Here is a 24,790-nt window from a genome sequence, read left to right as displayed (position 1 = left end):
CCCTATTGGACCGAGCGGAGGACGAGGCGATCCTGTACCGTGCCCTCCTCGCCCTGCACCTTGGCCGCAAGCGTCAGCGCCCAGCCGCCGGCCATCACGAGGTCCGTGCGGAAGCGGTAGACTCCGGGCTCGTCACCACCTGGCATCGGCGTGACCGGTGTGGTCATTGTCGGCATGCCCTCGGGCGACATGTCGAGGCGTGTGGCGTAGATCACCGCATCCGGCACAGCGCGGCCGGACGGCTTATGGACGAGCCGGACCGCCACGGCCGCGCCCGCACCCTGCCTCACCTCGGCCGTTACCAGACGAAACTCATAGTCCTGCGCACCCGCGGCAAGAGCGCCGGCAACGGGCGTCAACGCCACCGCCATGGCCAGCACGGCCGAGCGGGCGGACATCTTCCAGGTAGTCATGTGTGGTCCTTGCGTTCTGAGCCCAGCAAGCCGCCGACAGACGGCGTGCAGGTCGGCACAGCCAAGCGCTTTTTGAACGCGCGGGGCTATGCGGCGAAGCCGGCCGGGATCACGCCTGTGCGGCGCATCCGAAATCGGCCTCAGCCTTCACCGGCCGAGTAGACTCAGGCGCGAGGGGGGTCGAGCGGGGGAACGATGCCGAGGCCAGCCCGAGCGGGGTGAAGGGGAGGTACCGGCACGAGAGACTCGACAGATACCACCGCAAGAGGTTCGACCGCTCGGTCAAGCAGCGGAACAGGGCACTTGGCAAAGCACACCGACGCACTAGGCATCTTGTCAGAATCATCCGGCATGCTGCTATCGCCGCAAGGGACAGCTCCAGCTGCCGCCATGTCCATGCCACACGGCACGTTTGCCGCGACGGAAGTCGTGACAAAACCGGCCAGCAGAAGCGCCAGCACAGAGAAGATCATAACCAACCGTCGGAACGATAAAAGTCCCATTCAAAGATGATGGCACCGAATTGCATTCGGATCAAGTGGCGAACGGCCGCCTACCCTCCTTGGTGATGTACGATAGCGCTCATGGCGACGGCGGCCGTTCGGCTGCGGCGGATAACCACCAGCGGTGCGGTGCGCACGGTATGGATCAAGTCGGCGCGACACCGAGGAGTATCTCGCCGGCATCTCCCGCCCCAGCGACGGTGTAGCCCTACCTGAGATGCTTTTTAGCGCTCTAGCCCAGTGCTGAACCCGGACTACCGCCCTCAGCGCGGCGTTCAGTGCAGCATCGACACGATCCCGCGACGACGGGAACGAGTATGGAGACGGACATTACTGTCTAAGTGGCATTTGACCATGGCTCTGCGCGTACTGCTCCTGGTTGTTGGATAGCGGGTGCCGAGGTGATGGACGCTCCTGCGGTTGAAACTCCCGCGGACATGGGCCATTTGAGTGGGCATGTGGGCAGCGATCCTCAAACGGGTCATGGTCGTTCTGACAGTCTTCGCACTCATTGGTGCGATGTCGGCGATGGCTGCCCCTTCGGCGCTGGCAGGGATGCCGGAGTGCACAGCCCTGATGGGCGAGACTGCCATGGGTGGTGCTCCGTGTGATCCAGCCACACCGCAGCCAGGTCAGCCTGCCTGTTTGACCTCGGCGATCGGGTGCGCCGCGGTGGCGCTGCCTGATCAGGTGGTGCTGGCCACGTTCGTGCCACAGCGCGTCAGGCTCTGGGCTTTGGCATCGCTCTCGGTCCTTCGTGGCCGGACGATCGAGCCCAACCTCTTTCCCCCCATCCACTTCGTCTGACGCGTAGGCGTGCCCGCCTTCAAGGCGGTGCGCTTTGTCCCTTCGTCGCGGGTTAGCCGTGGGTACGGTACCCTTTTGGGCCGCCCACGACCGCCGCCGCTGCGCGAGAGACGCTCACGGGGACCGGGGCATACTTAGCCCTTTACCCCGCCTGGGCGGTGGCTTGGCCATCGCCGGGACTGATGGACCGGAAGGAAAGACATGAACGCTCTCACTCTGCCCAAACCTGCCGGCAGAGCCGCGCCGCAACGCCGGCTCGCCGGTTACTTACCCTCCTGGCTACGCGGTCGCCGAGCGGTAATGCTCGGAGTTTTCGCCCTGGTCGGTGCGGGCCTCGCGCTTGGCTGGCCCTGGCTCGTGGCCTTCGGGCTCGCCCCCCTCGTGCTCTCGCTGCTGCCCTGTGCGGCGATGTGCGCGCTTGGCCTGTGCATGATGGGCGGCAAGGGCGGCAAGTCCTGCCACTCACAGGCCAACGCCCCCGGGCCGGAAGCGCGCCCGTCGCGCCAGAACGCCTGACGGCGCCGCCGTCCGGCACCACTCCCACAACCAAGCGATCAACAAAGGAACATAGTATGACCCGCAAGCACACCGCGCTCTTTGCCGCCGCCGCTCTCGTCAGCGGCTTCCTGGCCACTCAGGGCGCCCTCGCCCAGCAGGCCCAGCCCGCCCCGGCTCAGCCCGGGCAGGGCCAGGGCACGATGGGCATGCAGCCCGGCCAGGGGTCCGGAATGGGCGGCATGATGGGGATGATGAACATGATGGGCCAGATGGACCCGGCGCAGATGAACCGAATGATGGAGAACTGCAATCGGATGATGGAGGGAATGAACCGGGGCCAGGGTGGATCCGGTCCCGCCACGCCCGCGCCAAACCAGCAGCGCGGCTGACCAGGGCACTGCGCACCCCGCCTGCCGCCGCCCCACGACGCGGCGGCAGGCGAGAGTACGAGCGCCGCACGGCCCCCACGGTGGCCCTCCAGTCTTCCTGGCAAACAAGGACACGAGCACAGCACATGAAAACACTATTAGCTCTCGCAATCGCCGTCAGTCTGACGTCTGGAGCCGCCTTCGCGCAGCAGCCAGATAACGTCTTCACGAGACCCGGCGGCGTGAGCACAGCACCGACGGTGCGCGCGCCAAACGGGGTCACTATCAATCAGGGTGCCGGAGTTCCTGGCATGTCCGCCGTTCCGGCCGCTCCCCACCCGACCACGCCGCACCCGCACGGTCCGGATAATCCGCAAGCGGGAGTTCCCGGCGCGCAGGATCCCTCGCAGCTTGGCGGCTCGGGCGGCTGAACGTCGTGGGAAGCAGACGGGCTTGCCTCGGCAACTCCGGAGTAGGTCCCCGGTGAATTAGCGAGGGGTGACGACAGCGTCACCCCTCGCCGCCGGCCTTCCGCACAGGGGACACCCTCGTGCGCGGCGGGCCGGCCTCCGCATGGTCTCCGGAGGCGAGGCCGGCAGCAAGTGAGCACGGGAGTGGCCATGTACGACGTCATCATCGTGGGCGGGGGGCCGGCTGGCCTGAGCGCTGCGCTGATCCTGGGGCGCTGCCGCCGGCGCGTACTCCTGTGCGACGCCGGGCGGCCGCGCAACGCAGCCTCCCGGCATCTCAACGGCTTCCTCACCCGGGATGGGACGTCTCCCGCCGAGATGCGCCGGCTGGCACGTGAGCAGCTCGGCGCCTATGACACTGTTGAGATCCGGGACGTCGAGGCGATCTGTGCGAAACTCTGCCACAGCGGCGGGTTCGACATTACCCTGAGCGGCATTGGCGGCGCCGTTCAGGTCGAGACCTCACGCAAGCTACTTCTGGCAACCGGTGTCGCGGACGCCCTGCCGGAGGTCGAAGGTTTCGCGGAGATCTACGGCAGAAGCGCGTTCCACTGCCCCTACTGCGATGGCTGGGAGCATCGTGACCAGCCACTCGCCGCTTACGGCCGCGGCGCGGCCGGTAAGGGGCTCGCCCTCGAGCTGACCGCCTGGAGCCGCGACCTCGTGCTGTGCAGTGACGGGTCGGTTGAGCTCCCACAGGACGACCTCGATCGGTTGGCCCGTAACGGGATCGACCTGCGCGAGGAGCGCATTGCCCGCCTCGAGGGGCACGACGGCGTGCTGGAGCGCGTCCGCTTCGAGACCGGCGAGGCGCTTCCGCGCCGCGCCCTGTTCTTCGCCTCGGGCGAGCGCCAAGCCAGCGACCTCGCCCAGAGGCTTGGCTGCACGCTGACGTCGCGGGGCGACGTCGAGACTGGCAGGTATGAAACCACCAGCGTCCCGGGCCTCCATGTCGCGGGCGACGCGTCCCGTCGCGTGCAGCTCGCCGTCGTCGCGGCCGCCGAGGGGGCCATGGCGGCCTTCTCGATCAACACGGTGCTGCTCAAGGAGGATCTTCGATGACGGCCACTGATCGAGGAGGGGCGGAGCCCACCTGGCGCGGGATCGTCCGCGGGATCGCGGGCAGACGCCCTGCGGAGGATCCACGCGCAGCGGGTCCTTCACCCCAGGACGGGCCCATCCTCATCACTGGTAGTAGCGGCTTCATTGGCAGGGCGCTGATTGGCCGGCTCGCCGCCTCGGGTATCCCCCTCGTGGGCCTCGACCGGGCCGGACCGCCCGACCCGCCCGCACCGGCCCATGCCATCGACTTCGACTTGGGCTCGGACGAGGGCGTGAAGGCGGCGCTCGAGGAGGTGCGCCGTCGCTTCGGCAACCGCATCGCGTCGGTCGTGCACCTCGCTGCCTACTACGACGTCTCGGGCGAACCCAACCCGCTCTATGACAAGATCACCGTCGAGGGCACGCGCCGGCTCATCGACGCCCTCCAGACCTTCGAGGTCGAGCAGTTCATCTATGCAAGCACGATGCTGGTCCACAAACCGACGGACCGGCCGGACGAGAGGATCGACGAGGCCTCTCCGCTCGAGCCATCCTGGGCTTACCCAGAGTCGAAGGTACGCACCGAGGCGCTGCTGCGGGAGCGACACGGCCAGGTGCCCGTCGTGTTCCTGCGCATCGCCGGCGTCTACGACGATCTCGGCCACTCGCCGTTCATCGCCGAGCAGGTGGCGCGCATCTATGAGCACCGGCTCGCCGCCCACCTCTACCCCGGGATGCTCTGCGCCGGCCAGTCCTTCCTCCACATCGACGACCTGACCGACGCCGTGGCCCGCCTCATCGAGCGCCGCCGCGAGCTCCCCCCCGAGCTGCCGCTTCTTGTCGGCGAGCCGGAAGCGCTCGGCTACGCCGAGGTGCAAAACATCATTGGCGAGACGCTGCACGGCGAGGACTGGACCACCGTCCGGGTGCCCAAAACCCTGGCCCTGGCGGGCGTGTGGCTCCAGAATGAGGTGCTGGGCGACCAGGAGTTCATCAAGCCCTGGATGGTCGAGCAGTCAAACGACCACTACGTCCTCGACACCTCGCGGGCGCGCAGCCTGCTTGACTGGGAGCCGAAGCGTTCCCTACGCGAGGCGCTGCCCAGGATCGTTTCGGCGCTGAAGCGCGACCCGGTCGGCTGGTACAAGGCGAACAAGCTCAACCCCGCGCTCGTTGCCTGGTACGGCCAGCGGCCATCTCCGGACACGCCAGAGACGACCAGGGCCGAGGGCTCGCCCGCTGCGGCCCGAGAAGGTGCCATGGATCATGCCGCCATGGGCCACGCCGGCAAGGCGGATGCTGGGCACGGCGCGATGGCAGGCATGGGCGGGCATGACCACATGGCCATGATGGAGGAGGATGCGCGCCGCACCCGCTGGGCGCACTTCGCCAACATCGGCCTGGGCCTCTGGCTCGCCGCAAGTCCGCTCATCTACGATGCGGTGACGGAGGAGACCGTCGGCGCCGCGGTGCGCGCGGTCACGCAGGAGCGCGGGCTGCCCTCGGTCGAGTGGCGGGCCGGCGCGCTCATGGCCAGCGACGTCGTGAGCGGACTGCTGATCGCCCTGTTCGGCGCCCTGTCGCTGCCGAAGCGCACGGCCTGGTTCGCACAGTGGGCCAATGCTGGCATCGGGATCTGGCTCCTGTTCGTGCCTCTTCTCCTCTGGAGCCCGAGCGCTGCTCAGTACAACACCGACCTGCTCATCGGTGCGCTTGTGATCACATTCTCGGTCCTCGTGCCAATGATGCCGGGCATGAGCATGGCCGGCATGATGGACCCCAAGGTCGTCCCGCCGGGCTGGACCTACTGCCCCTCGACCGGGGCGCAGCGGCTGCCGATCGCGGCGATGGGCCTCGTCGGCCTCCTCATCGCGCGCATGCTCACGGCTTATCAGCTCGGGCATGTGGACTTCGTCTGGGAGCCCTTCTTCGCGGGCAACCCGGCCGACCCCAGAAATGGCACGGCCGAGATCATCACCTCCTCCGTCTCGAAGGCCTGGCCGATCCCGGACGCCGGGCTTGGAGCAGTCAGCTACATGCTCGAAATCCTGATGGCAGTGATGGGCACCCGCGCTCGCTGGCGCACGATGCCCTGGATGGTGACCTTCTTCGGCATCCTGGTGATCCCGCTCGGGGTGGTGAGCGTCTACTTCATCATTATCCAGCCGATCATGATCGGGACCTGGAGCACGCCGGCTCTGATCGCGGCGCTCGCGATGGTGGTCATGATTCCCTTCGCCCTGGACGAGGTGATCGCGATGGGCCAGTTCCTTTATTGGGCGCACTGCCGGGGCAAGCCGCTGGTCCGCACCTTCTTCAGGGGCGACGCGGTCGATGGCGGGCAGGAAGACGCCTCCGACGCTCTCACGAGCTGGTCCGCCTTCTGGGCGGACACGACGCGCGGCATCACACTGCCCTGGACGCTCGGCGTCTCGATCGCGATCGGCGCGTTCCTCATGCTCACCCGCTTGGTCTTCGGGACGTCGGGACCAATGGCGAACAGCGACCACGTGGTGGGCGCGCTCGCCCTCACAGTGGCGATCATCGCCACGGCGGAAGTCGCGCGGCCGCTGCGCTTGGTCAACGCCCTGTTCGGCGCCTGGCTCGTCGCAGCCCCCTGGATCTTGAGCGGCGCCACCTCGACGGCAGCCTGGGCGAGTGTCGCCGTAGGGCTCGCGCTCGTCGGCTTGAGCCTGCCCCGCGGGAGGCGCACCAGCGAGCACTACGCGGGCTGGGATCGCTACGTGGTCTAGGGCCGGAGGGAGACAGCGGACATGACCGAGGCGCACCGGCCCCTGCGCGGGCAGAAGGCCATCGTCACCGGGGCGAGTTCCGGCATCGGCACAGGCGTCGCGCGCGCCCTCGCTCGGGCCGGCGCCGCCGTCGGGGTGAACTACCGCTCCGGCCGCGACGCGGCGGAGGCGCTCGTCGAGGAGATCCGCCGGGAGGGCGGCGAGGCAATCGCGATCGGGGCCGACGTGTCGGACGAGGGGCAGGTGCAGGCCATGTTCCGCGCCTTCCTCGACGCTTGCGGCCGGCTCGACATCCTCGTCGCGAACTCCGGCATCCAGCAGGACGCGCCCGTCGCGGAGATGACCGCCGCTCAGTGGCGTCGGGTCCTCGACGTCAACCTCACGGGCCAATTCCTCTGCGCGCGCGAGGCGGTGCGGATCTTCCTGGCGCAGGGCGCAGCGTCCGGTTTACCTTTCCGCGCGGCGGGCAAGATCGTCTGCATGAGCTCGGTGCATGACGTGATCCCCTGGGCTGGCCACGTCAACTACGCCGCGTCGAAGGGTGGCGTCTCGCTGCTGATGCGCAGCCTGGCGCAGGAGCTGGCGGAGAAGCGAATCCGGGTGAACGCCGTCTCGCCCGGCGCGATCCGGACGCGGACCGCTCCGATCCGCTTACCGAATCGCCGCCAGCCAAGAGATGGTTCATCCTGGCACCTGCGAGGCGGCGTGGTGCTGCCGTGCGAAACTTGGCGCCGCTGCTCCGCTCGGATCACAAGTTCTCCACCCAAGTGGTGATGGGAACACCCCCAAGAAGGAGGCTTATGACCTATGGCTGTTCATCCTGACTATCGGTCCACCACTGACGCGCCGGGCTGGGGTCGAGTGGCGACCGCCGACGCGGCCGCCGTCGATGCCGGGCTCCGGGCATACATGCTCCGGGTCTACAACTGGATGGCCTCCGGCCTGGTGCTTACCGGCATCGTGGCGTATCTCATCGCCAACACGCCTGAGCTTCAGGCGCTGTTCTATCAACGGGTGATGACGCCGCGCGGCGCCGCGGTACAGCCGACGTTCCTGGCCTATATCGCCATGTTCGCGCCGCTGGGTTTCGTGCTCGTGCTGAGCTTCGGCATCAGCAAGCTTTCCAAGACCACGGCACAGATGCTGTTCTGGGCCTTCGCGGCAGTGATGGGTGCGAGCATTTCGCACATTTTCCTCACCTTCACGGGCACCTCGGTCGCGCGAACCATCTTCATCACCGCGGCGATGTTCGGCGGCATCAGTCTCTACGGCTACACCACCAAGGCCGACCTGACGCGCATAGGCAGCTTCATGATGATGGGCCTGATCGGCATCATCATCGCCAGCCTCGTCAACGTGTTCATTGGCTCGACCGTGCTGCAATTCGCAATCAGCGTGATCGGTGTGGTGGTCTTCGTCGGCCTGACCGCCTGGGACACCCAACGCATCAAGGCGGACTACGTCCAGTTCGCCTATGCCGAGGGAATGGAGGAAGCCGGCAAGCGCAGCGTGATGGACGCGCTGGGCCTCTACCTGAACTTCATCAACTTGTTCCTGCTGCTGCTGCAACTCACTGGCGTCCGGCAGCAGGAATAACGCAGCACCATTGATCCGGCGGGAGCGCATTGTCGGCGCGCTCCCGACCACCTGAGGCAGGAGGCACACAATGGCCGACAGGTATTGGGCGTGGCTTCAACTCTAGCCCGACGCCATTTTCTTGGCGGGCGTGGCGTCGTGGGACCTCTATCACTTCCTCGCGCCAGCGAGCTGGCGCGAATGAGCTGGCGCGGGGCTGGCACAGGCCTTCATCATCGCGCTGTACGCGGAGATGTACGGGTTTCCGCCCACCCTTTACGTTCTGGTGGCCTGCTTGGGATCGAGATCCCACTGGTCCATTATATTGGGCACCTCTGGGCCACACTCCTCAGCTACGGCCGTGTGGGTGCCCTTATTGAGATGCTGGCCGATTACGCCCTCGTGGTGACAGGCATCGTGCTGATCGCCAAGGGCTGGGCCAGGGTCCACTCCTCCGGCGGCCGCCTTGTCCAGGACGGCGTGTACTCGATGGTGCGCCATCCGCAGTACACGGGCATCTTGCTCGTGGTCTTCGGCCAACTGGTGCGCTGGCCGACGATCCCGACTTGGTGCTCACTCCGCTCATCGTCTGGATCTATGTCCGCCTGGCCCGGCGGGGGGCTCACCTCATCGAGACGTTCGGCGAGGCGTACCGCACCCACCAGAGCCGCGTGCCGATGTTCCTCCCCTGCCGGCGGGACGTGGCGGAAAGCCCAGGGTGCGCTAAGCGGACGGACGGCCCAGGGTTCGACCGAACCCCGCCCGGCGGCGCACCGCAGGCCCGGCCATCATCGGTGCCTCCGCCCAATCGAACGGCCGGGGGAAAGGTGCCATGTCGACAATCTCGGTTCGCGAGGCGCTCGCGAAGACAACCGAGATCCTCGCCGAGGACCCGGCGAAGGCGAAGAGTGCCGGGTCGGCTGTGACCGCGGTCCTGGAGGGCGGGGTCGCCTGCCGGATCCCTGGCCCTGTAGGCGAGCTCCGCACCGACATGCTGCCCACGATGGGCGGGCGCACCTCCACGCCCAGTCCGGGCTGGCTCCTGCAGACCGCGCTCGCATTCTGCACTGCGACCGTGGTCGCCATGCACGCCACCCAGCTGGGCATCTCGCTCACCTCTTGGAGGTGAGCATGTCCGGCGAGTGAGCGTGTCCGGCGAGAGCGAGGCGCGAGGCAGGCCGAGCCTCTATGATGCGGTGTCGGCTGCGACGACCAACATCAGGACACGGGTGAGGATCGGCGTGGAGGGGATTTCGAGCGACAGGCTGATCGAGCTTGTCCGTTGGGTGGAGGCGCACGCACCGGGCACCTGTACGATCCGAAACGGCAAGGTCGGCCCGGCAGAGATCGAGGTGCGCTGAAGTGCCATCCCGTCGTCCGCGATGGCGGCCAACCCACGCGTACCGTGCGTTGTAGCAATGCCGGCACGCGGCGGGCCTGCGTACCAAGTGCCGGGAACCTTGTCGCGGCCTGCACTCTGCGGCGTCCAAACGCCCTCGGGTCTATCCCGGGCGGCCAGCCCGTTCCTGCCGGCGGCGGTCGCCGCGTCCCGCGGTTGGTCGTCCACCTCCCCCTCGACGGCGCGGCGGCACGGCCGCCCGTTCGTCGGGAGGCGGGCAGTCGGGGCAGTTGGGCCGGCGGCCGCAGTCACACGCCTTGGCCAAGTCATGTAGCGCGGCGGCCACGGCCCGGAGGGACGCCGCCTTTGCCTCCAGCGCCGTCACCCGCTCGAGCGCCAATCTCTTCACCTCGGCGCTGGCGCGATTTGGGTCGCGCCACAGGCCGAGGATCTCGCCAATCTCGTCCAGCGGGAAGCCGAGGTCGCGGGCGTGGCGCACAAAGCGCAACGTGCGCACCTCGGCCTCATCGTACATGCGGTAACCAGCCTCGGTTCGGTCCGCCGCCGGGACGAGACCGATGCTTTCGTAGTGGCGGATCATCTTGGCTGACACGCCGGATGCCGCAGAGGCCTCGCCGATGTTCACGGCCTGCTTCCCTTTGTCGCTGCGGTCACGCCGGAACACCGCCCGGTGCGCGGTGGGGTTCGCCCGCGCCGATGGGCGGCATCGGCTCGGAGGCGGCCGCGCTCGCCGCCATAGGCGGGCGGAAGCTCCGAAGGCGCAGCGCGTTGCTCAGGACGAAGACGCTGGACAGGCCCATGGCCGCTGCGGCCAGCACCGGGGAGAGCAGCAGGCCGAAGGCCGGATAGAGCACGCCGGCCGCCACTGGGATCAGGGCCACGTTGTAGGCGAAGGCCCAGAACAGGTTCTGGCGGATGTTGCGCATCGTCGCCTGCGACAGGGCGATCGCGTTCGGCACGCCGCGCAGGTCGCCCGACATCAGCACCACGTCGGCGCTCTCGATGGCGATGTCCGTACCGGTGCCGACGGCCAGGCCGACGTCCGCCGCGGCGAGCGCCGGGGCGTCGTTGATGCCATCACCGACGAAGGCGACCTTGCGCCGGCCGCCCTCCTTCAGGCGCTCGACCACCGCCACCTTGCCGTCCGGCAGCACTTCGGCCGCCACCTCGTCGAGACCGAGGCGCCGTGCGATCGCCTCCGCGGTGCGGCGGTTGTCGCCGGTGACCATGGCGATCCTCAGGCCCAGCTGGTGAAGCGCCTCGACCGCCGCGGGGGTCGTCTCCTTGATAGGGTCGGCGACCGCGATCGCCGCGGCGAGGCGGCCGTCCACCGCGGCGTAGAGCGGCGTCTTGCCCTCGTCCCCGAGGCGCCCTGCGGCTTCGGCGAAAGCGGCCACGTCGTGGCCGAGCTGGGCCATGTAGCGATCCGCCCCGACCTCCACCCGCCGCCCTGCCACGGTCGCGGCCACGCCGTAGCCCGGCACCGCCTCGAAATCCTCAGCCTCGCCCAGGGACAGCCCGCGGTGCCGCGCCGCCACGGCGATCGCCTCGGCCACCGGGTGCTCGGAGCGCGCCTCGACGGTGGCGACCAACGCCAGCACCTCGTCCGCCTCAAAACCCGGAGCGGGAATCAGATCAGTCAGCTCGGGCCGGCCCTTCGTCAGCGTCCCGGTCTTGTCCACCGCTACCACCGCGGCATCACGGAGGCTCTGCAAGGCCTCGCCCCTGCGGAACAGCACGCCGATCTCGGCGGCGCGGCCGGTGCCGACCATGATTGAGGTCGGCGTTGCCAGGCCCATGGCACAGGGGCAGGCGATGATCAGCACCGCGACAGCGTTCACCAGGGCGAAGGTCAGCGCTGGGTCAGGTCCAAAGGCCAGCCAGATCCCGAAGGCCGCGGCCGCGGCCAACATGACAGCAGGCACGAACCACATGGTCACGCGGTCCACCAGGGCCTGAATCGGCAGCTTCGCGCCCTGCGCCGTCTCCACCATTCGCACGATCTGCGCCAGCACCGTGTCGGCGCCGACGGCGGTCGCGCGGAAGCGGAAGGCGCCTGCCTTGTTCACCGTGCCGCCGACGACCCGCGCGCCGGCCTCCTTGCGCACCGGCACCGGCTCGCCGGTGACCATGCTCTCGTCCACGAAGGAGGCGCCATCGAGCACCTCGCCGTCCACCGGCACGCGCTCGCCGGGGCGCACCAGCACGACGTCGTCGGCCCGGACCTCACCAACCAGGATCTCCAGCGCCTCACCCCCGCGCTCGACGCGCGCGGTCTTGGCCTGCAGCCCCATCAGGCGCCTGATGGCCTCAGACGTGCGGCCCTTGCTGCGCGCCTCCAGATATCGGCCGAGCAGGATCAGCGTGGCGATCACCGCCGCAGCTTCGTAGTAGACGTGGCGGGCGTTGGTCGGCAGCAGCGCGGGGGCGAAGGTCGCCACTGCCGAGTAGGCCCAGGCGGCCCCGGTGCCAAGCGCGACCAGCGAGTTCATGTCCGGCGTGCCGCGCAGCAGGTTGGGCCAGCCCTTGCGGTGGAAGCGCAACCCGGGGCCGAACACCACGAGCGTGGCGAGGATAAACTGCAGATACCAGGAGGCCCGCATGCCGATGGTGGCCTCCACCAAGCCGTGCACTGCCGGCACCAGCTCCCCGCCCATCTCGACTGCCAGGACCGGCAATGTCAGCAGGGCGGCGAACAGCGTGGCGCGCCTGAGGGAGCGCTGCTCTCGCTCCCGGCCTTCGCGCTCACGCTCCTCGCGGGCCGCGGCCGCCTCGAGTGCAGCACGGTGGGCCACGTAGCCGGCGCGGTCGACCGCCGTCTCGAGCGCGGCGGGATCCAGGCCGCCGACGTGGCGGACCACAGTGCGCCCGGTGGCGAGGTTGACGGAAGCCTCCCGCACCCCGGGCACCGCGCGCAACGCGCGCTCGATGCGTCCGACGCAGGAGGCGCAGGTCATGCCCTCGATAGAGAAGTCGGTCGTCTCCTCCGGCACCGCGTAGCCCAGCCGCTCGACGGCGGCCGCCAGCTCCGGCAGGTCCGGCGCGCCCTTGATGCGCAGCTCGGCCCGTCCGGTAGCCAGGTTGACGACGGCCTGCGTCACGCCGGGCACCGCAGCGAGCGCCTTCTCGACGCGGCGCACGCAGGAGGCGCAGGTCATGCCCTCGACCGGCAGCGATAGCGCCGCCGCGGTCGCGCCGGCGGTAGGCGACAGGCCGTTGCGGGTCGGGAGGTTTGTTTCGGGAGCCATGGGCCTTCTCCGCGGTCTGGATCGTCAGACCTGAGGTGGTGCTTCCCACCGTGGCAAGGTCAAGACGGCCGGCCCGGATTCGAGTGCCGGAGGTGGAAGCGTCGGGCGGCACCACAAGGTCTCGCAGTGCCGGTCCCTGACCTGGCTGCCGCTCGTCCAGCGCTGCGCTCACGCTGCCCCCTTCACCGCCGCCCTGTTCGCCTCAGCGCCGTGGCGTGGAGGCGACGCCGGGTGCCACGCCAGTGCCCTCCGGCAGGTCAAGATGCCGCCGGATGGCGCCAACCATCTCCGGGCCGTCCCATTCGGCGGGGCCGATCTTCCGTGCGACCTCTCGGCCCTCGCGGTCTATCAGCAGCGTCGTCGGGATGCCGGCCGTACCCAGAGCCCTCGATGCGTCGCCCGTCTGGTCCACGTAGACACCGAGGGAGCGGGGGCCGACTTCCCGGTAGAACGCCTCGACAGCCGGCAGCCCGCCGCGGTCGATGGAGAGGGCCACCACCTCGAAGCCGCTCCCCCCGAGCGCAGCCTGCAGCCGGTCGAGCGCTGGCATCTCCGTCCGGCAGGGGACACACCAGGTCGCCCAGATGTTCAGCAGGACTGCGCGGCCGCGGAAGTCTTCGAGCGCCAGGGTTCGCCCGTCACCACGCACGAAGCGCAGCTCCGGCACTGGTCGCGGCGGGGCGAGCGGCACGAGCGCGAGCCGGTCCGCCGGCGTGGCGGACGCCGCTGCCGCGGGCTGCCTCGATGATTGCGGCCCGGTTGGGACCTGGGCCAGGGCCAGGATCAGTGCCACTCCGGCGATGCCCGCCACGGCCGCCCCGAACGCGAACCGGCGCGCGCTGGTGCTTCCGCGGCGGCCGCTCACGATCCGGCCTCCTCGCGGCGCAGGCGTGCGACCAGGGGAAGGATCGCCTCCTCCAGCACCTGCGACGTCACCGCGCCGATGTGCTCGAAGGCGATCCGGCCGTCGGCGCCGATGATGTAGGTCTCGAGCACGCCGTAGATGCCCCAGTAGATCGCGACCCGCCCGTTCCGGTCCGCGCCCGTTCGGGTGTATGGGCCGCCCATCTCGTTCAGCCAGCACGCCGCGTTCTGCGGCGGGTCCTTGTTCAGCCCGTGCACCGGCACGACGCCCCGCCGCGCGAGCCGCAGGAGGTGCGGGTGCTCCTCGCGGCATGCGACGCACCAGGAGACGAAGACGTTGACCAGCGACACCTCGCCGTGCAGGTCGGCGCCCGACAGGCCGAGCCGCCGCCCCAGCACCGGCGGCAGATCAAAGTTCGGCACGGGCTTGCCGATGAGCGGCGATGGAACCAACGTCACATTACGTCCAAGACTGAAACCGAAGGCGACGACGAGGCTGCCAAACACCGCCAGGGGCGTGACCAGGATGGTGCGCCGGCGCCACGCCGCCGGCCGCCGTGCGCCATAACGGCCCGGTGGGTTGCCTACGCCAGGCTGCACTTCGCGGGGAGTCGCGCCGGGCTGCTGGGACGCGTTCATTCCGGGACACTCCTCCCTTTCGTTCAGCCGATCAGCGCCAAGGCCGGGAAGGTCCGCAGCATCCAGGTCCCGAGCCGCGTCAGGTCGCCCGTGACCATGGCGATACCCATCACCACCATGCCCCCGCCGGCAATCCGCTGCAGCCAAGAGCCAAGGCGGGCGGTTCGCCTCGCGCGCCCGAGCAGCGCGGGCAGGTAGAGCGCGGCGAGCAGGAAGGGCACGCCGAGCCCGGCGGCGTAGGCTGCGAGCAGGGCCACGCCGTCCGCCGCGCCGCGGGCCGCCGCCGCGGCTGTGAGCACCGCTGCCAGCACCGGGCCGATGCAGGGCGTCCAGCCAAAGCCGAAGGCGACGCCCACCAGCGCCGCCTGGCCCGGCGTGCCGCCCTCGAGCGCTGGCCGCCAGCGGAGGTCGCGCAGCAGCGGCACGGGCAGACGCAGCAGGCCCATCTGCACCAGGCCCATCGCCGCTACCAGCGCCCCACCGGCGACCGCCACCTCGGCGCTCCAGCGCCGCAGCAGGCCGGAGAGGCCGGTGGCACCGGCGCCGAGCGCGACGAAGACCGCCCCGAAGCCGAGCACGAAGAACAGGCCGAGGCGGAAAGTCCGGCCGCGCCGCGCCTGTGCTCCGGCGAGGTCGGTGCCAGCAACCCAGGCCAGGTAACCCGGCACCAACGGCAGCACGCAGGGCGAGAGGAAGGAGACCAGGCCCGCGCCGAAGGCCAGCGTCAGACCAAGCGGGGAGAGGTCGATGCTCACCATGCGTCGCGCCGTCCTCGGGGGGTCGCAGGCGCGCGACCCCGCCATCGGCCTCCTTTGCGACCGTCGCCTTGAAGGGCGTGCGCCGTGGCTCCACCTGGGTCGCAGACAGCGAGATCAGGCGCGAGGCACCGATGAGCACCAGCACGAGCAACGATACCCGTGCCCGCCGGACTGTCCTTTCGGTCGAGGGCATGACCTGCGGCAGTTGCGTGCGCACCGTCGAGCGCGCGCTCGGCGGCGTGCCCGGTGTCGAGCGGGCCGTCGTGGACCTGGCGGCCAGGCGCGCGGTCGTCGAGGGCGCGGCTCGCCCCGAGGACCTCCTCGCCACGGTGGAGGCCGCCGGCTACGGCGCCCGGCTGCTGCCGACCGAGGAGGCCGAGCGGGCCACCGGGTCGGCGGAGCGGCGGCGCGGCGGCTGCTGCTGCTGAGCCCGCAGCGGCGCCTGGGCCGAGGGTCAGGGGCGCTGCGGCCGTACGTGTGCCTCCGGCGGCGGTCACAGCAGGTTCCATAGCCGTTCCCAGAAGCCCTGGGCCGGAGCCGGCCGGGGTGGCTGCGAGGCCTGGGCCGTGCCGCCCTCGTCATGGGCCAGCGCGTTCAGGTACAGCAGGAGGTTCGTCGGGTCGAATTCCAGGCCATGGAACTTCGCCCGGAGCCGCCCCTCGCGGTCGATCACGTGAGTCACCACGGCGTGCATCTGCTGGCCGTCCGGTATCGGCACGAAGACGAGGCCGTAGGCCTTGGCCAGGCGGACGGTTTCGTCCGGCCGCTCCGGCCCGCTCGTCAGGAAGGTCCAGTTCGCGGGATCAAGGCCGTGCGCCTCGCCGAAGCCGCGCATCACCTCGGGCGTGTCGTGCTCCGGGTTGGTGGTGATGCTGACGAAGCTTACCTGCTCGCGCATCGGCGTCTGGTTCACCATCTCCTGGATCCCTGCGAGCAGGTCCGCGTGCAACGGGCAGACGTCTGGGCAGCTCGCGTAGATGAAGTGCAGCACGACCGCCTTGCCACGGAGGCTGGCCAACTCAACCGGCCGGCTCTCGGCGTCCTGCAGGGCGAAATCCGGCGCGGGCTGCGCCTCGAAGGGCTGGAAAAACTTTTCCCGGTCGAGCATGCGGCGCTCGACCTCGGTCATCGTGAGGTGGCCTGCCAGCAGTGGCAGGGCCAGGCCGGCGGCGGCCGGAAGGGCCGCGCCGAGGATGAGGAGGACCGCCCGCCGCCTCATGCCGCCGTTCCTCCTTGCCGAGCCTGGACGGGCACAGCGGTCTCAGCCCTTTCCGAGCTGCCGCCGACATTCCCCATGCGGCTCATGCAGAGGCCGAGGCCGCACATCACGAGGCAGGGCAGCACACTCAGCAGCAGCGGCGCGATGCCCGCCGCCACCAGCCAGCCCCAGCCGCCGGCCGCCGCGGCGCCGCCCAGGACCACGACCGCCAAGCCAGCGAGCAGGAGCCTGCGGTTGGCGAACCACCGCCCAGAGGAGGCGCCGGCGCAGCAGCCCGCAGCTGAGGAAGGCGTGCTGGACGTCGTGGGCTGCATAGTTGATCTCCTTTGACTGGTAGCTGGCCAGGTTGGATGTCGCGTGTTGTCAGGAGTGGCCGGCCGCCGCGCCCAGGCGCTCCTCGCGCCGGCGGCGGATCTCCGGCGGCCAGGTGCTCTTGATGAAGGCGATGACGGCCGCGATCTCGGCGCCCACCAGCACGTCCCCGAAGGCGGGCATGTCGCTCTCGTAGCCGGGTAGGATCCCGCTCAGGCCCTTCCGCGTCAGCTCGATCAGCTGTGCGTCCGGGTGGTGCCAGGTGTGCCCGGTAGCGTCGTGGGGCGGTGCCGGCAGGCGTCCGTCGGGTCGGCGCGTCTGCCAGTCCGGCTGTCCCTCGAGGGTCGAGCCATGGCAGGACGCGCAGTGCTCGGCGTAGACGCGCCGGCCAAGCGCAAGCTGCGCGGGGTCGTCCGCGTCGGCGACCGTGGCCGGCGCCGACGCTCCGAGCCAGCCAAACTTGGGCGCCGCCACGCCGAGGCCGATCGCCGCTGCCAGGGCAAGCGCGGCGGCGCCGAGCGCGAGCGCGCGGCCTCTGGTCATCCACGCCGCCCGAACACGTACTTGGCCAGGGCGGCGACCGCGAGGACGAGCAGGGCGAGGAGCAGGAGCCCGACCAGCCCCATGCCCCACATCATCGCGCTCCCCATCGTCCCACCGCCCATCATGCCGCACATCGTCGGCATCTCCTGCTGTGAAATGGTCGCGTCCCCGCCACGCCGACGCTACTCGACCGCATAGACGGCGGGTTCCGCCCCGCTCTCACGCGGGATCGTGTAGATCGTGAAGGGCGCGGCTTTCGGGCCGCCCATGCCCGGGGAGCCCATCGGCATGCCGGGCAGCGAGATGCCGCGGATGTCCGGGCGCTCGGCGAGCAGGCGGTTCACTGGGCCGACAGGCACATGGCCCACGACGGTGTACCCATCCACCATCGTGATGTGGCAACCCTCGAGCTCCTGGGGCACCTGCTGCTGTCGGCTGATCAGCGCGAGGTCGTGGCTCGGCACGACCCGCACCTGATAGCCGTTCTGGCGCAGGTAGGCCGCGTAGCCCTCGCAGCAGTCGCACTGCGGGTTCTTGTAGAGCGTGGCCTCGCGCGATGCGGCCGCGGGCTGAGCGGCGGTCGCGCGGAAGGGCTGGGCCAGCGGGGCGGCGGCGGCGGCGGCCAGGACGGCGCGGATGGTGGCGCGGCGGGTGGTGGGCATCATTCGCTGATTCTCCTCTATTCAGGCTTCGATCAGGCCACGCGGACCAGGCCCATCATCCCCGCGGCCTGGTGCTCGAGGACGTGGCAGTGGAACATCCAGTCACCGGGGTTGTCGGCGACGAAGGCGATTTCGGCGCTCTCGCGCCGCGGGATCAGGACAGTGTCCTGCCATTCGCGGTGGCGGGTTGGAACGCCATTACGGGTGGTCACCCGGAAGGAGTGCCCGTGCAGGTGCATCGGGTGCGGCCAGGCCGTCTCGTTGCGGATCGCCAGCAGGTAGGAGGCGCCGCGGCGCAATACTGCCAGCGGCTCGTGCACATGGAGGCCGGGCGCCGCCGCGGTCCCGTTGACCGTCCAGGTCAGACCCCGGGAGGTCATTTCACGCGCGTCCAGCCAGCGCCCGTCCACGAGCGCGCCCTCGAGGTGATTCATCATCCCCCCGCCAAGCACCACCGCGTGCCGCTCGGCCCGCGCGAGGTCCGGCTCGGAGACCGGGTTGGCGGGCAGGCCTGGAACCGGCGGCGCGGGCGGGCGGTCGCGCAGTGGCTCCGCCCCGTAGGCGATGTCGAGCAGCTTGTATTCGAGACTGGCGTAGTAGGTATCGAGCACGCGGGCGCGCGTCCCCGGCCGGCCGGTCATATCGAGCACCAGATCCACGCGCATCCCCGGCCCAACCACGACGCGCCCGTCCTCGGGCGCGTGCGGCGCGACCGGCTGGCCATCGAGGGCAATGACCACGGGCTCATGCCCTTCGAAGACCAGGCCGAAGATCCGCGCATTGGCGGCGTTGACCAGCCGCAGTCGCAGCCGCTCGCCGGACCGCACCGTGAAGCCCGCGTCCGGGACGCGGCCGTTCACCGTAACGGTGTTGCCGACGCGGCCCGCCATTCCGGCTTCCATGGCGTTGCCGAAGTCGCCCGCGATTTGCGCGTCCTCCAGCAGCCGCCAGTCGTCGAGCACCCATGTGACGTCGCGGTCGATGGTGGGCGGCGGCTCGCGCTCCTCGACGACAAGCGGGCCGTAGAGGCCCCGCTCCACCTGTTCGAAGCTCCTGACATGGGGGTGGTACCAATAGGTGCCGGCGTCCTGGACCTCGAACTCGTAGGCGAAGATCTCCCCCGGTGCGATCGGGGGCTGGGTAAGGTGCGGCACGCCGTCCATGGCGTTCGGCACCCGCAGCCCGTGCCAGTGGATCGTGGTCTCCTGGGGCAGGCGGTTCTCCAGCACAACGCGCAACCGCTCGCCCTGGCGAACCCGGATCTCCGAGCCGGGAATCCGGCCGTCGTAGCCCCAAACAGCGGTCTCGGGGTGAGACGGACCGACGAGGGCCGCGCGCCCGGGGCGCGCGACGAGCCGGATGGTACTGACGCCGGAGGCAGAGTTATGGGCGGCCTGGGCGGCGGCGTGCGCAGGACGGAGGCCGGTCGCGGCCGCGGCGGCCGCGCCGGCCAGCATGAGGTACCTGCGGCCGAGCGCCGGCAGGCGGGAAGTGGGCATGGTCATCTGTCGTCCTTCCGCAATAGCGGATTGCCGTCCGCGTGCGGGCGGACAGGCGGCGGCAAGGTCCAGCGCCGACGAGCGGCGCCGGCCCTTAGCTCAGGACGATGGTTCTGGGGGGATGAAGGTCGGGTGGGCCGGTAAACTCGACTGGTGCGAGCGGGTCCGCCACAGGCTCGGCCGCGAGTGGGGCGGAGGGGGCCACCTGTGGCAGAAAGGCGGGAAGCGTCATCGGGGGCGTTGCGCAGTGCACCGCGCAGGAGGCCATGGCAGAGCCCGGGTCATCGCCGTCGTCACCGCATCCGTCGCAGCCGGGCATTGGCATACCGGCGGATGGGGCCACGGCCATGGCGAGATCCATGGCCGCCGCGCGGTCGGCGTGCAGCACCGTTCCGGCCGCGAAGGCCAGAATCAAAGCGAGCAACACCGTTCGCAGGAAGCCACGCATGGGTATTAGATAGTGCGGCACCGGTGCCCTGTCGATCCCTGAACGCATGGTGGACCGAAGCTGCTGCGCCTCCAGCTCGGACCGCTGTGCTGGCCGGGCGCTCATTCTCCCGCTCACGTCAGCATGGCGCTGACCGGCACGGGCTCGTGTTGTCATCGTACGTATGCGCAGTCACCAGCCAACTCTCGACTACGTCCACAGACGAATTGCCGAGGGCAAGGCCAAAATGGAGATCATCCGCTACCTGGAGCGCTTCGTCGCGCGCGAGATCTTTGGCTACCTTTGCAGCAATAAAAAGCACCTTCGAACAGTTGCCTGTTCTCCAGCAGCCAGGCGTTGGTGCGCTCCACTGGCCAGCGCCGTTTGCCCAAGCCTGACGTGGGTGCCCGGCCGCGTTTGTGGATGTGGGTCGGACGCCAAGCTCGGCAGAGCCCACGCTGCCGCTCGGCGTCGTAGCCTTTGTCGGCGAGGACCGTGCGGATGCGTGCCAGGGCGGCGAAGGCGGCCAGGAACAGGCACTCGAACAGAATGGTGTCAGCGACGCTGGCGCCTGTGACGGCGCAGGCCAACGTCAGCCCGTCCCTGGTGGTCGCGACATGGTGCTTGATGCCCTTCTTGGCCCGATCCGTCGGGTTCGGGCCGGTAAGGTCGCCGCCTCGCTTGGCGCGCACGGAACAGCTGTCGAGGATCAGGTCAGGATGCCCGCGCAGCATGCGGACGAGTAGAGCATGCACCCGCCCCAGCAGCGCGGTCCGCGACCATGCTGTAAGGCAGCGACCCAGGGTCGAGCCGCTGGCCTGCTCCGCTGTCGCCCGGAAGCTGCGCCAGGGCGTGCCCTCGCGCAGGAACACCCGCAGGGTAGCCAGCATCCGCACGGTGGACGCGGGCGGGTGGCCGCGTCCGCGGGAGCGGCCACCCTGGCAGCACTCCATCGCTGTCGCGATCAGCCCCAGGATCCTTCTGTCCACCTCCCCCTCCGCGCCAAAGCCGCACAGGTGGGAAGATGGTCAGCAGACCGCCAGAGCGAGGTTCCTCAACTCACGCTAGTAGTGGAAACTACCTCTAAATCGTGGCCTGCATATCCAAGCCCATGCTGGCATCCATCCGCATCTGCTGACGCATCTCGGTGCAGTAAATCATTATCTCATACCTGGCGTGTTGGAGTGGTCCATGCCCTGCATGCTGCTCCCCTGCATGCCCTGGGGGCTCGATGCGGGCATTGCCGTAGACCGTCCTGCGGGCTGGATCGACAGCTCGGTGGCCGGAGGGGCCGAAGCCTGTGGCATCGCCTGCTGCGCGCATGCTGTGGCGCCAAGAGCCAGCGTCAGGCCGAGAACCAACTTGGTATTCCGAAATCCACGCGAAGCGATTTGCATGCTTCCTCCTCCTGGCCGTGCCGCGCCGGACCGCGCTGGCCAACATCCTCGAAATCCCGCGTCCGGCGGGAGCAGACTACTGAGCCACGACAGGCGCTTGGCCCTGCCTGAACAGGTAACGCGCCTCAGTGCGGCTCGGTCGGAGGGTACACGCTGCCTGCGGTGCCGTCCTCGATCCAGGGCAGCGGCAAATCTTTCCAGGGCAGCGGCAAATCTTTCATTTTATGTCCAGAGCCAGTCCGTCATTGCTGGAGCAGACGGCAGAGTTGATATCAGGCCCAGCTGGTTTGACGCCCTGCTCCAGTGGTCCTGGGCGCCACCTGAGTTAAGAGGAGTAGACGAGCATGGCTGAGTTCTCCCTATCGCGGCGCAGCATGCTGGCGGCAGGTATCGCCGCCGTTGCCGCTCCCTCGGTGTCAGGCGCTGCTCTAGCGCAGCCGAGCATCGGGCGTTCGCTGCCACGCGAGTTCAACCTCGCCATCGAGCACGTGAGCCTGAACATCACGGGACGATCGCGCTCAGCCATTGCCATCAACCGTCAGGTTCCCGGCCCCGTCCTGAAGTTCCGCGAGGGTGAGGAGGTCGTCATCAACGTAGCCAACCGGCTGCGCGAGGAGACCTCCGTTCACTGGCATGGTCTCATCCTCCCCAGCGAACAGGATGGCGTGCCCGGCATCAGTGATGGCTTTCAGGGGATCGCGGCGGGCCAGACGCATCAGTACCGGTTCCCCCTCGTGCAGTCCGGCACCTACTGGTACCACAGCCACTCGGGCACCCAGGAGCAGGCGGGCTTCTACGGTCCGCTGATCATTGAGCCGACCCGTCCCGACCCGTTTGGCTACGACCGCGACTACATCATCCAGCTCTCCGACTGGACTGACGAGAACCCGCACCGCGTCATCCAGAACCTCAAGCGGGATCCCGGGTACTATAATTACAACAAGCGCACCGCAGCGAGCCTTGCCGCCGAACTGGCGCGGGCGCCTAATGCGGCAGCCCGGGAAGCCGTCATCCGCGATCGGATGATGTGGGGGCAAATGCGTATGGACCCCACCGACATTGAGGACGTCACCGGCTACACGTTCCTGGTGAACGGCCGCACGCCCCAGCAGAACTTCACGGCGGTCTACCGTCCCGGTGAAACCGTCCGCCTGCGCTTTATCAACTCAGGCGCCATGAGCCACTTCGACGTCCGCATCCCTGGACTGGAGATGACCGTGGTCCAGGCGCACGGCAACAACGTGCAGCCGGTGCCCATCGACGAGTTCCGCATCGCACCCGCCGAGACCTTTGACGTCCTCGTGCGCCCGACCAATGGGCGCCAATTCCAGATTCTTGCGGAGTCCATGGGTCGGCAGGGGTTCGCAAGCGCGAGCATCGCCACCCAGGAGGGGCTGCCGATGGTGGCCCTGCCGCCGCACCGCGAGCGGCCGCTCCTGACGATGGCCGACATGGGTGGCGACTACGGGCCCAAGGGGCTGGATCGCGGCACCCTGCGTCCGGAAACCGACCAGCCCGGCCAGATCGCTCCCATGGGCTCCATGGGAGACATGGGCGGTATGGACCACTCTGGCATGCCTGGGATGTCCGGCGTGGGCGCTGGGGGCAGCATGCAGGGCATGGATCATTCCAACATGCCCGGGATGACCGCCCCACCCGCAACTGGGCGTGGAAGGGGGGCAGCGGCACCCGCTGGCGCTCCCGCCATGGACCACTCGAACATGCCAGGGATGGGGCGGAGGTCCTCCCTGGCCACCAACCCCGGCTTTCAGATGGCCTCCGCGCGCTTGCCGCTGGCGTCCGTGCAGGGTGCGGGCGGCTTTACCCTGGCCCAGGCCAGCCAGGGGCAGGGTGGCATGCAGGGTATGGATCACTCCACCATGCCCGGAATGGACCACTCGAATATGCCTGGCATGGGACAGCAGCGCCCGGCGCCGCAGACTCCGCTGAGCAGGCCTCAGGGACGGCAGAACCAGCAGCCAGCGCCCAGGCGCGACCAGCGCAGTGCGGCTCCGGCCGCCCCCGACCACGCGGCCATGGGGCACGGCGCACCAGGCACGGGGCAGGTAGGCCAAGTCGATATGTCGGCCGCGAACGCTCATGCTGGTCATGGTGGGATGGCGCCACCCGACGCGTTCGCCGTGAACACTGGGGCGCCTCCCGGCACCCGCGTGCTCACCTATCGGCACCTCAAGGCGCTCGCGAACCCCTATCCCGTGCGGGAACCCAATCGGATCATCGAGGTCCGCCTGACCGGCAACATGGAGAGGTACTTCTGGGCGATCAACGGCAATCGGTTCAGCGAGGCGCAGCCAATTTCCCTGGTCCTCGGAGAGCGGGTGCGGCTTCGCTTTGTCAATGAGACCATGATGTCCCACCCCATGCACTTGCATGGCGTCTGGATGCAGCCGCAGGTCGGCAATGGTGCTCAGAACCCCCTGCTGCATACCGTTGCTATCCGGCCGGGCAGCACCATGGACGTCGATGTGGAGGCTGATGCCGAGGGCGGGTGGGCATTCCACTGCCACATGCTCTTCCACATGGAGACGGGGATGATGCGCAAGGTTGAGATCCGGCGCTCGCCGCGCGTCGCGTCTGCTGGTTGATGGTTATGGAGCAGATATCAGTGCGCCGCTCGTTCACGACCCTCCTTTCTCTTCCGGTCCTGCTCGGCCTGTTTGGTGTGGGAGAGGCATCAGCGCAGCAGGCAGCCTCGCAGAACGCCGTCCGCGATCCAGGCGCCCATGCCATGGCGTCCCATGAGATCTATTACGGCGCCGTACTCTTTGATAAGCTGGAGTGGGGTGTCGGCCTGAACGGCGCACCCAACATCGCGCGTTGGGATGGGCAGGCTTGGTACGGCACGGACTACGACAAGGTGTGGGTGAAGACCCAGGGCGAGCTTGAGCGTGGACGCCGGGCTGAGAACGCCGAGGTCCAGCTCCTCTACTCCCGGCTACTCGGCTACTACTGGGATTTCCAGGCCGGGGTGCGGTATGACCCCCGTCCCAGGCCGGACCGCACCTACGGCGTGATCGGGATCCAGGGCCTGGCGCCGGGCCTCTTTGAGGTCGATCTGCAGGCCTTTGTGAGCGAGAGGGGCGACCTCTCGGCCCGCCTTGAGGCGTCCTACGACCTCTACGTCACGCAGCGGCTGGTGTTCCAGCCCAACGTCGAGATCAACGTTGCAGCCCAGCGGGTCCGGGAACTCGGCGTCAACAGCGGTGTCAGCGATATCGAGGCGGGCTTCCGGCTCCGGTATGAGTTTACGCGTGAGGTCGCTCCCTATGTTGGTGTCAACTATACGCGCCGTTTTGGTGAGGCAGCGCGGTATGTCCGGGACGAGGGCGGCAAGGCAGAGTCGTTTGAGTTCCTTACGGGCGTCCGGCTCTACTTCTGAGCTGGGCCACGCCGATGAGGGAGCTTTGTGGTCG

The 24,790-nt window shown here is 69.0% G+C and carries 26 protein-coding genes; 12 read left to right on the top strand and 14 right to left on the bottom strand.

What is annotated here, in order from left to right; translation table 11 throughout:
• Window positions 1–2: 2 nt before the first annotated feature.
• A complete protein-coding gene (locus tag D9599_RS18035) occupies window positions 3–413 on the bottom strand; it encodes a FixH family protein (protein WP_198382668.1) in 411 nt (136 codons plus the stop codon).
• Window positions 414–1,372: 959 nt separating this feature from the next.
• Between D9599_RS18035 and D9599_RS18030 the strand changes: the two genes are divergently transcribed.
• The 9 genes from D9599_RS18030 (at window position 1,373) to D9599_RS17990 (ending at window position 9,789) form a co-directional block, all read left to right on the top strand.
• Window positions 1,373–1,723 (top strand): hypothetical protein, encoded by a 351-nt coding sequence (locus D9599_RS18030; protein WP_198382667.1) that lies wholly within the window; start codon window positions 1,373–1,375, stop codon window positions 1,721–1,723.
• 300 nt (window positions 1,724–2,023) lie between these two features.
• Window positions 2,024–2,239 carry a hypothetical protein gene (locus D9599_RS18025; RefSeq protein ID WP_198382666.1) on the top strand — a complete coding sequence of 72 codons (216 nt, stop codon included), beginning with the start codon at window positions 2,024–2,026 and terminating at the stop codon, window positions 2,237–2,239.
• Between the two features lie 56 nt (window positions 2,240–2,295).
• Complete coding sequence (locus D9599_RS18020; protein WP_198382665.1) at window positions 2,296–2,610, top strand: hypothetical protein; 315 nt, start codon at window positions 2,296–2,298, stop codon at window positions 2,608–2,610.
• Window positions 2,611–3,209: 599 nt separating this feature from the next.
• Window positions 3,210–4,121, top strand: a complete 912-nt coding sequence (locus D9599_RS18015) for an NAD(P)/FAD-dependent oxidoreductase (RefSeq protein WP_198382664.1) — start codon at window positions 3,210–3,212, stop codon at window positions 4,119–4,121.
• Complete coding sequence (locus tag D9599_RS18010; RefSeq protein ID WP_198382663.1) at window positions 4,118–6,853, top strand: NAD-dependent epimerase/dehydratase family protein; 2,736 nt, start codon at window positions 4,118–4,120, stop codon at window positions 6,851–6,853. Before D9599_RS18015 ends, D9599_RS18010 begins: the two co-directional genes overlap by 4 nt.
• A 21-nt stretch (window positions 6,854–6,874) precedes the next feature.
• Window positions 6,875–7,627: an SDR family NAD(P)-dependent oxidoreductase gene (locus D9599_RS18005; RefSeq protein WP_198382662.1), complete on the top strand. Its 753-nt coding sequence runs from the start codon at window positions 6,875–6,877 to the stop codon at window positions 7,625–7,627.
• Window positions 7,628–7,660: 33 nt separating this feature from the next.
• Window positions 7,661–8,449, top strand: a complete 789-nt coding sequence (locus D9599_RS18000) for a Bax inhibitor-1/YccA family protein (protein WP_198382661.1) — start codon at window positions 7,661–7,663, stop codon at window positions 8,447–8,449.
• A gap of 811 nt (window positions 8,450–9,260) precedes the next feature.
• Complete coding sequence (locus tag D9599_RS31440; RefSeq protein ID WP_232480647.1) at window positions 9,261–9,557, top strand: OsmC family protein; 297 nt, start codon at window positions 9,261–9,263, stop codon at window positions 9,555–9,557.
• A 13-nt stretch (window positions 9,558–9,570) separates the two neighbouring features.
• Window positions 9,571–9,789: a hypothetical protein gene (locus D9599_RS17990; RefSeq protein WP_198382659.1), complete on the top strand. Its 219-nt coding sequence runs from the start codon at window positions 9,571–9,573 to the stop codon at window positions 9,787–9,789.
• 141 nt (window positions 9,790–9,930) lie between these two features.
• Here the strand turns inward: D9599_RS17990 and D9599_RS17985 are convergent, their stop codons facing one another.
• The 5 genes from D9599_RS17985 to D9599_RS17965 all read right to left on the bottom strand — a co-directional run bounded on the left by D9599_RS17985 (window position 9,931) and on the right by D9599_RS17965 (window position 15,297).
• Entirely contained in the window at window positions 9,931–10,413 is a 483-nt protein-coding gene (locus D9599_RS17985; RefSeq protein ID WP_198382658.1) for a MerR family DNA-binding protein, read from the bottom strand.
• A 25-nt stretch (window positions 10,414–10,438) separates the two neighbouring features.
• Window positions 10,439–12,946, bottom strand: a complete 2,508-nt coding sequence (locus D9599_RS17980) for a heavy metal translocating P-type ATPase (protein ID WP_198382732.1) — start codon at window positions 12,944–12,946, stop codon at window positions 10,439–10,441.
• Between the two features lie 292 nt (window positions 12,947–13,238).
• Window positions 13,239–13,901, bottom strand: coding sequence for a TlpA disulfide reductase family protein (locus tag D9599_RS17975; RefSeq protein ID WP_309228650.1), 663 nt, complete (start codon window positions 13,899–13,901; stop codon window positions 13,239–13,241).
• Window positions 13,898–14,539 carry a DsbE family thiol:disulfide interchange protein gene (locus tag D9599_RS17970; RefSeq protein ID WP_198382657.1) on the bottom strand — a complete coding sequence of 214 codons (642 nt, stop codon included), beginning with the start codon at window positions 14,537–14,539 and terminating at the stop codon, window positions 13,898–13,900. The genes D9599_RS17975 and D9599_RS17970 overlap by 4 nt, the downstream gene beginning before the upstream one ends.
• Window positions 14,540–14,562: 23 nt before the next feature.
• Window positions 14,563–15,297: a cytochrome c biogenesis CcdA family protein gene (locus D9599_RS17965; RefSeq protein WP_198382656.1), complete on the bottom strand. Its 735-nt coding sequence runs from the start codon at window positions 15,295–15,297 to the stop codon at window positions 14,563–14,565.
• Between the two features lie 131 nt (window positions 15,298–15,428).
• Here D9599_RS17965 and D9599_RS32150 point away from each other — a divergent pair, with 131 nt between their 5' ends.
• Entirely contained in the window at window positions 15,429–15,725 is a 297-nt protein-coding gene (locus D9599_RS32150) for a heavy metal-associated domain-containing protein (protein ID WP_198382655.1), read from the top strand.
• Window positions 15,726–15,790: 65 nt separating this feature from the next.
• Here the strand turns inward: D9599_RS32150 and D9599_RS17955 are convergent, their stop codons facing one another.
• The 8 genes from D9599_RS17955 to D9599_RS17920 all read right to left on the bottom strand — a co-directional run bounded on the left by D9599_RS17955 (window position 15,791) and on the right by D9599_RS17920 (window position 20,948).
• A complete protein-coding gene (locus tag D9599_RS17955; RefSeq protein ID WP_198382654.1) occupies window positions 15,791–16,516 on the bottom strand; it encodes an SCO family protein in 726 nt (241 codons plus the stop codon).
• Window positions 16,513–16,830 carry a hypothetical protein gene (locus tag D9599_RS17950; protein ID WP_198382737.1) on the bottom strand — a complete coding sequence of 106 codons (318 nt, stop codon included), beginning with the start codon at window positions 16,828–16,830 and terminating at the stop codon, window positions 16,513–16,515. The genes D9599_RS17955 and D9599_RS17950 overlap by 4 nt, the downstream gene beginning before the upstream one ends.
• Window positions 16,831–16,879: 49 nt before the next feature.
• A complete protein-coding gene (locus tag D9599_RS17945; protein ID WP_198382653.1) occupies window positions 16,880–17,371 on the bottom strand; it encodes a cytochrome c in 492 nt (163 codons plus the stop codon).
• Window positions 17,368–17,505: a hypothetical protein gene (locus tag D9599_RS17940; protein WP_198382652.1), complete on the bottom strand. Its 138-nt coding sequence runs from the start codon at window positions 17,503–17,505 to the stop codon at window positions 17,368–17,370. The genes D9599_RS17945 and D9599_RS17940 overlap by 4 nt, the downstream gene beginning before the upstream one ends.
• Before the next feature lie 48 nt (window positions 17,506–17,553).
• Window positions 17,554–18,036: a DUF411 domain-containing protein gene (locus D9599_RS17935; protein ID WP_232480646.1), complete on the bottom strand. Its 483-nt coding sequence runs from the start codon at window positions 18,034–18,036 to the stop codon at window positions 17,554–17,556.
• A 29-nt stretch (window positions 18,037–18,065) separates the two neighbouring features.
• Window positions 18,066–19,538, bottom strand: coding sequence for a multicopper oxidase family protein (locus tag D9599_RS17930; RefSeq protein ID WP_232480645.1), 1,473 nt, complete (start codon window positions 19,536–19,538; stop codon window positions 18,066–18,068).
• Between the two features lie 88 nt (window positions 19,539–19,626).
• Window positions 19,627–20,085, bottom strand: a complete 459-nt coding sequence (locus D9599_RS17925) for a hypothetical protein (protein WP_198382651.1) — start codon at window positions 20,083–20,085, stop codon at window positions 19,627–19,629.
• Window positions 20,086–20,213: 128 nt separating this feature from the next.
• On the bottom strand, window positions 20,214–20,948 hold the full coding sequence (locus D9599_RS17920) for a transposase (protein ID WP_198382650.1): 735 nt from the start codon (window positions 20,946–20,948) through the stop codon (window positions 20,214–20,216).
• 752 nt (window positions 20,949–21,700) lie between these two features.
• Between D9599_RS17920 and D9599_RS31430 the strand changes: the two genes are divergently transcribed.
• Both D9599_RS31430 and D9599_RS17910 read left to right on the top strand, forming a co-directional pair.
• Complete coding sequence (locus D9599_RS31430; RefSeq protein ID WP_232480644.1) at window positions 21,701–23,962, top strand: multicopper oxidase domain-containing protein; 2,262 nt, start codon at window positions 21,701–21,703, stop codon at window positions 23,960–23,962.
• Between the two features lie 143 nt (window positions 23,963–24,105).
• Window positions 24,106–24,756, top strand: coding sequence for a copper resistance protein B (locus tag D9599_RS17910; protein ID WP_232480643.1), 651 nt, complete (start codon window positions 24,106–24,108; stop codon window positions 24,754–24,756).
• The last annotated feature ends 34 nt before the right edge of the window (window positions 24,757–24,790 follow it).

The organism is Roseomonas sp. KE2513 (genome assembly GCF_016107305.1).
Lineage (GTDB): Bacteria > Pseudomonadota > Alphaproteobacteria > Acetobacterales > Acetobacteraceae > Roseomonas.
This window is presented reverse-complemented; position numbering and strand designations above follow the sequence as displayed.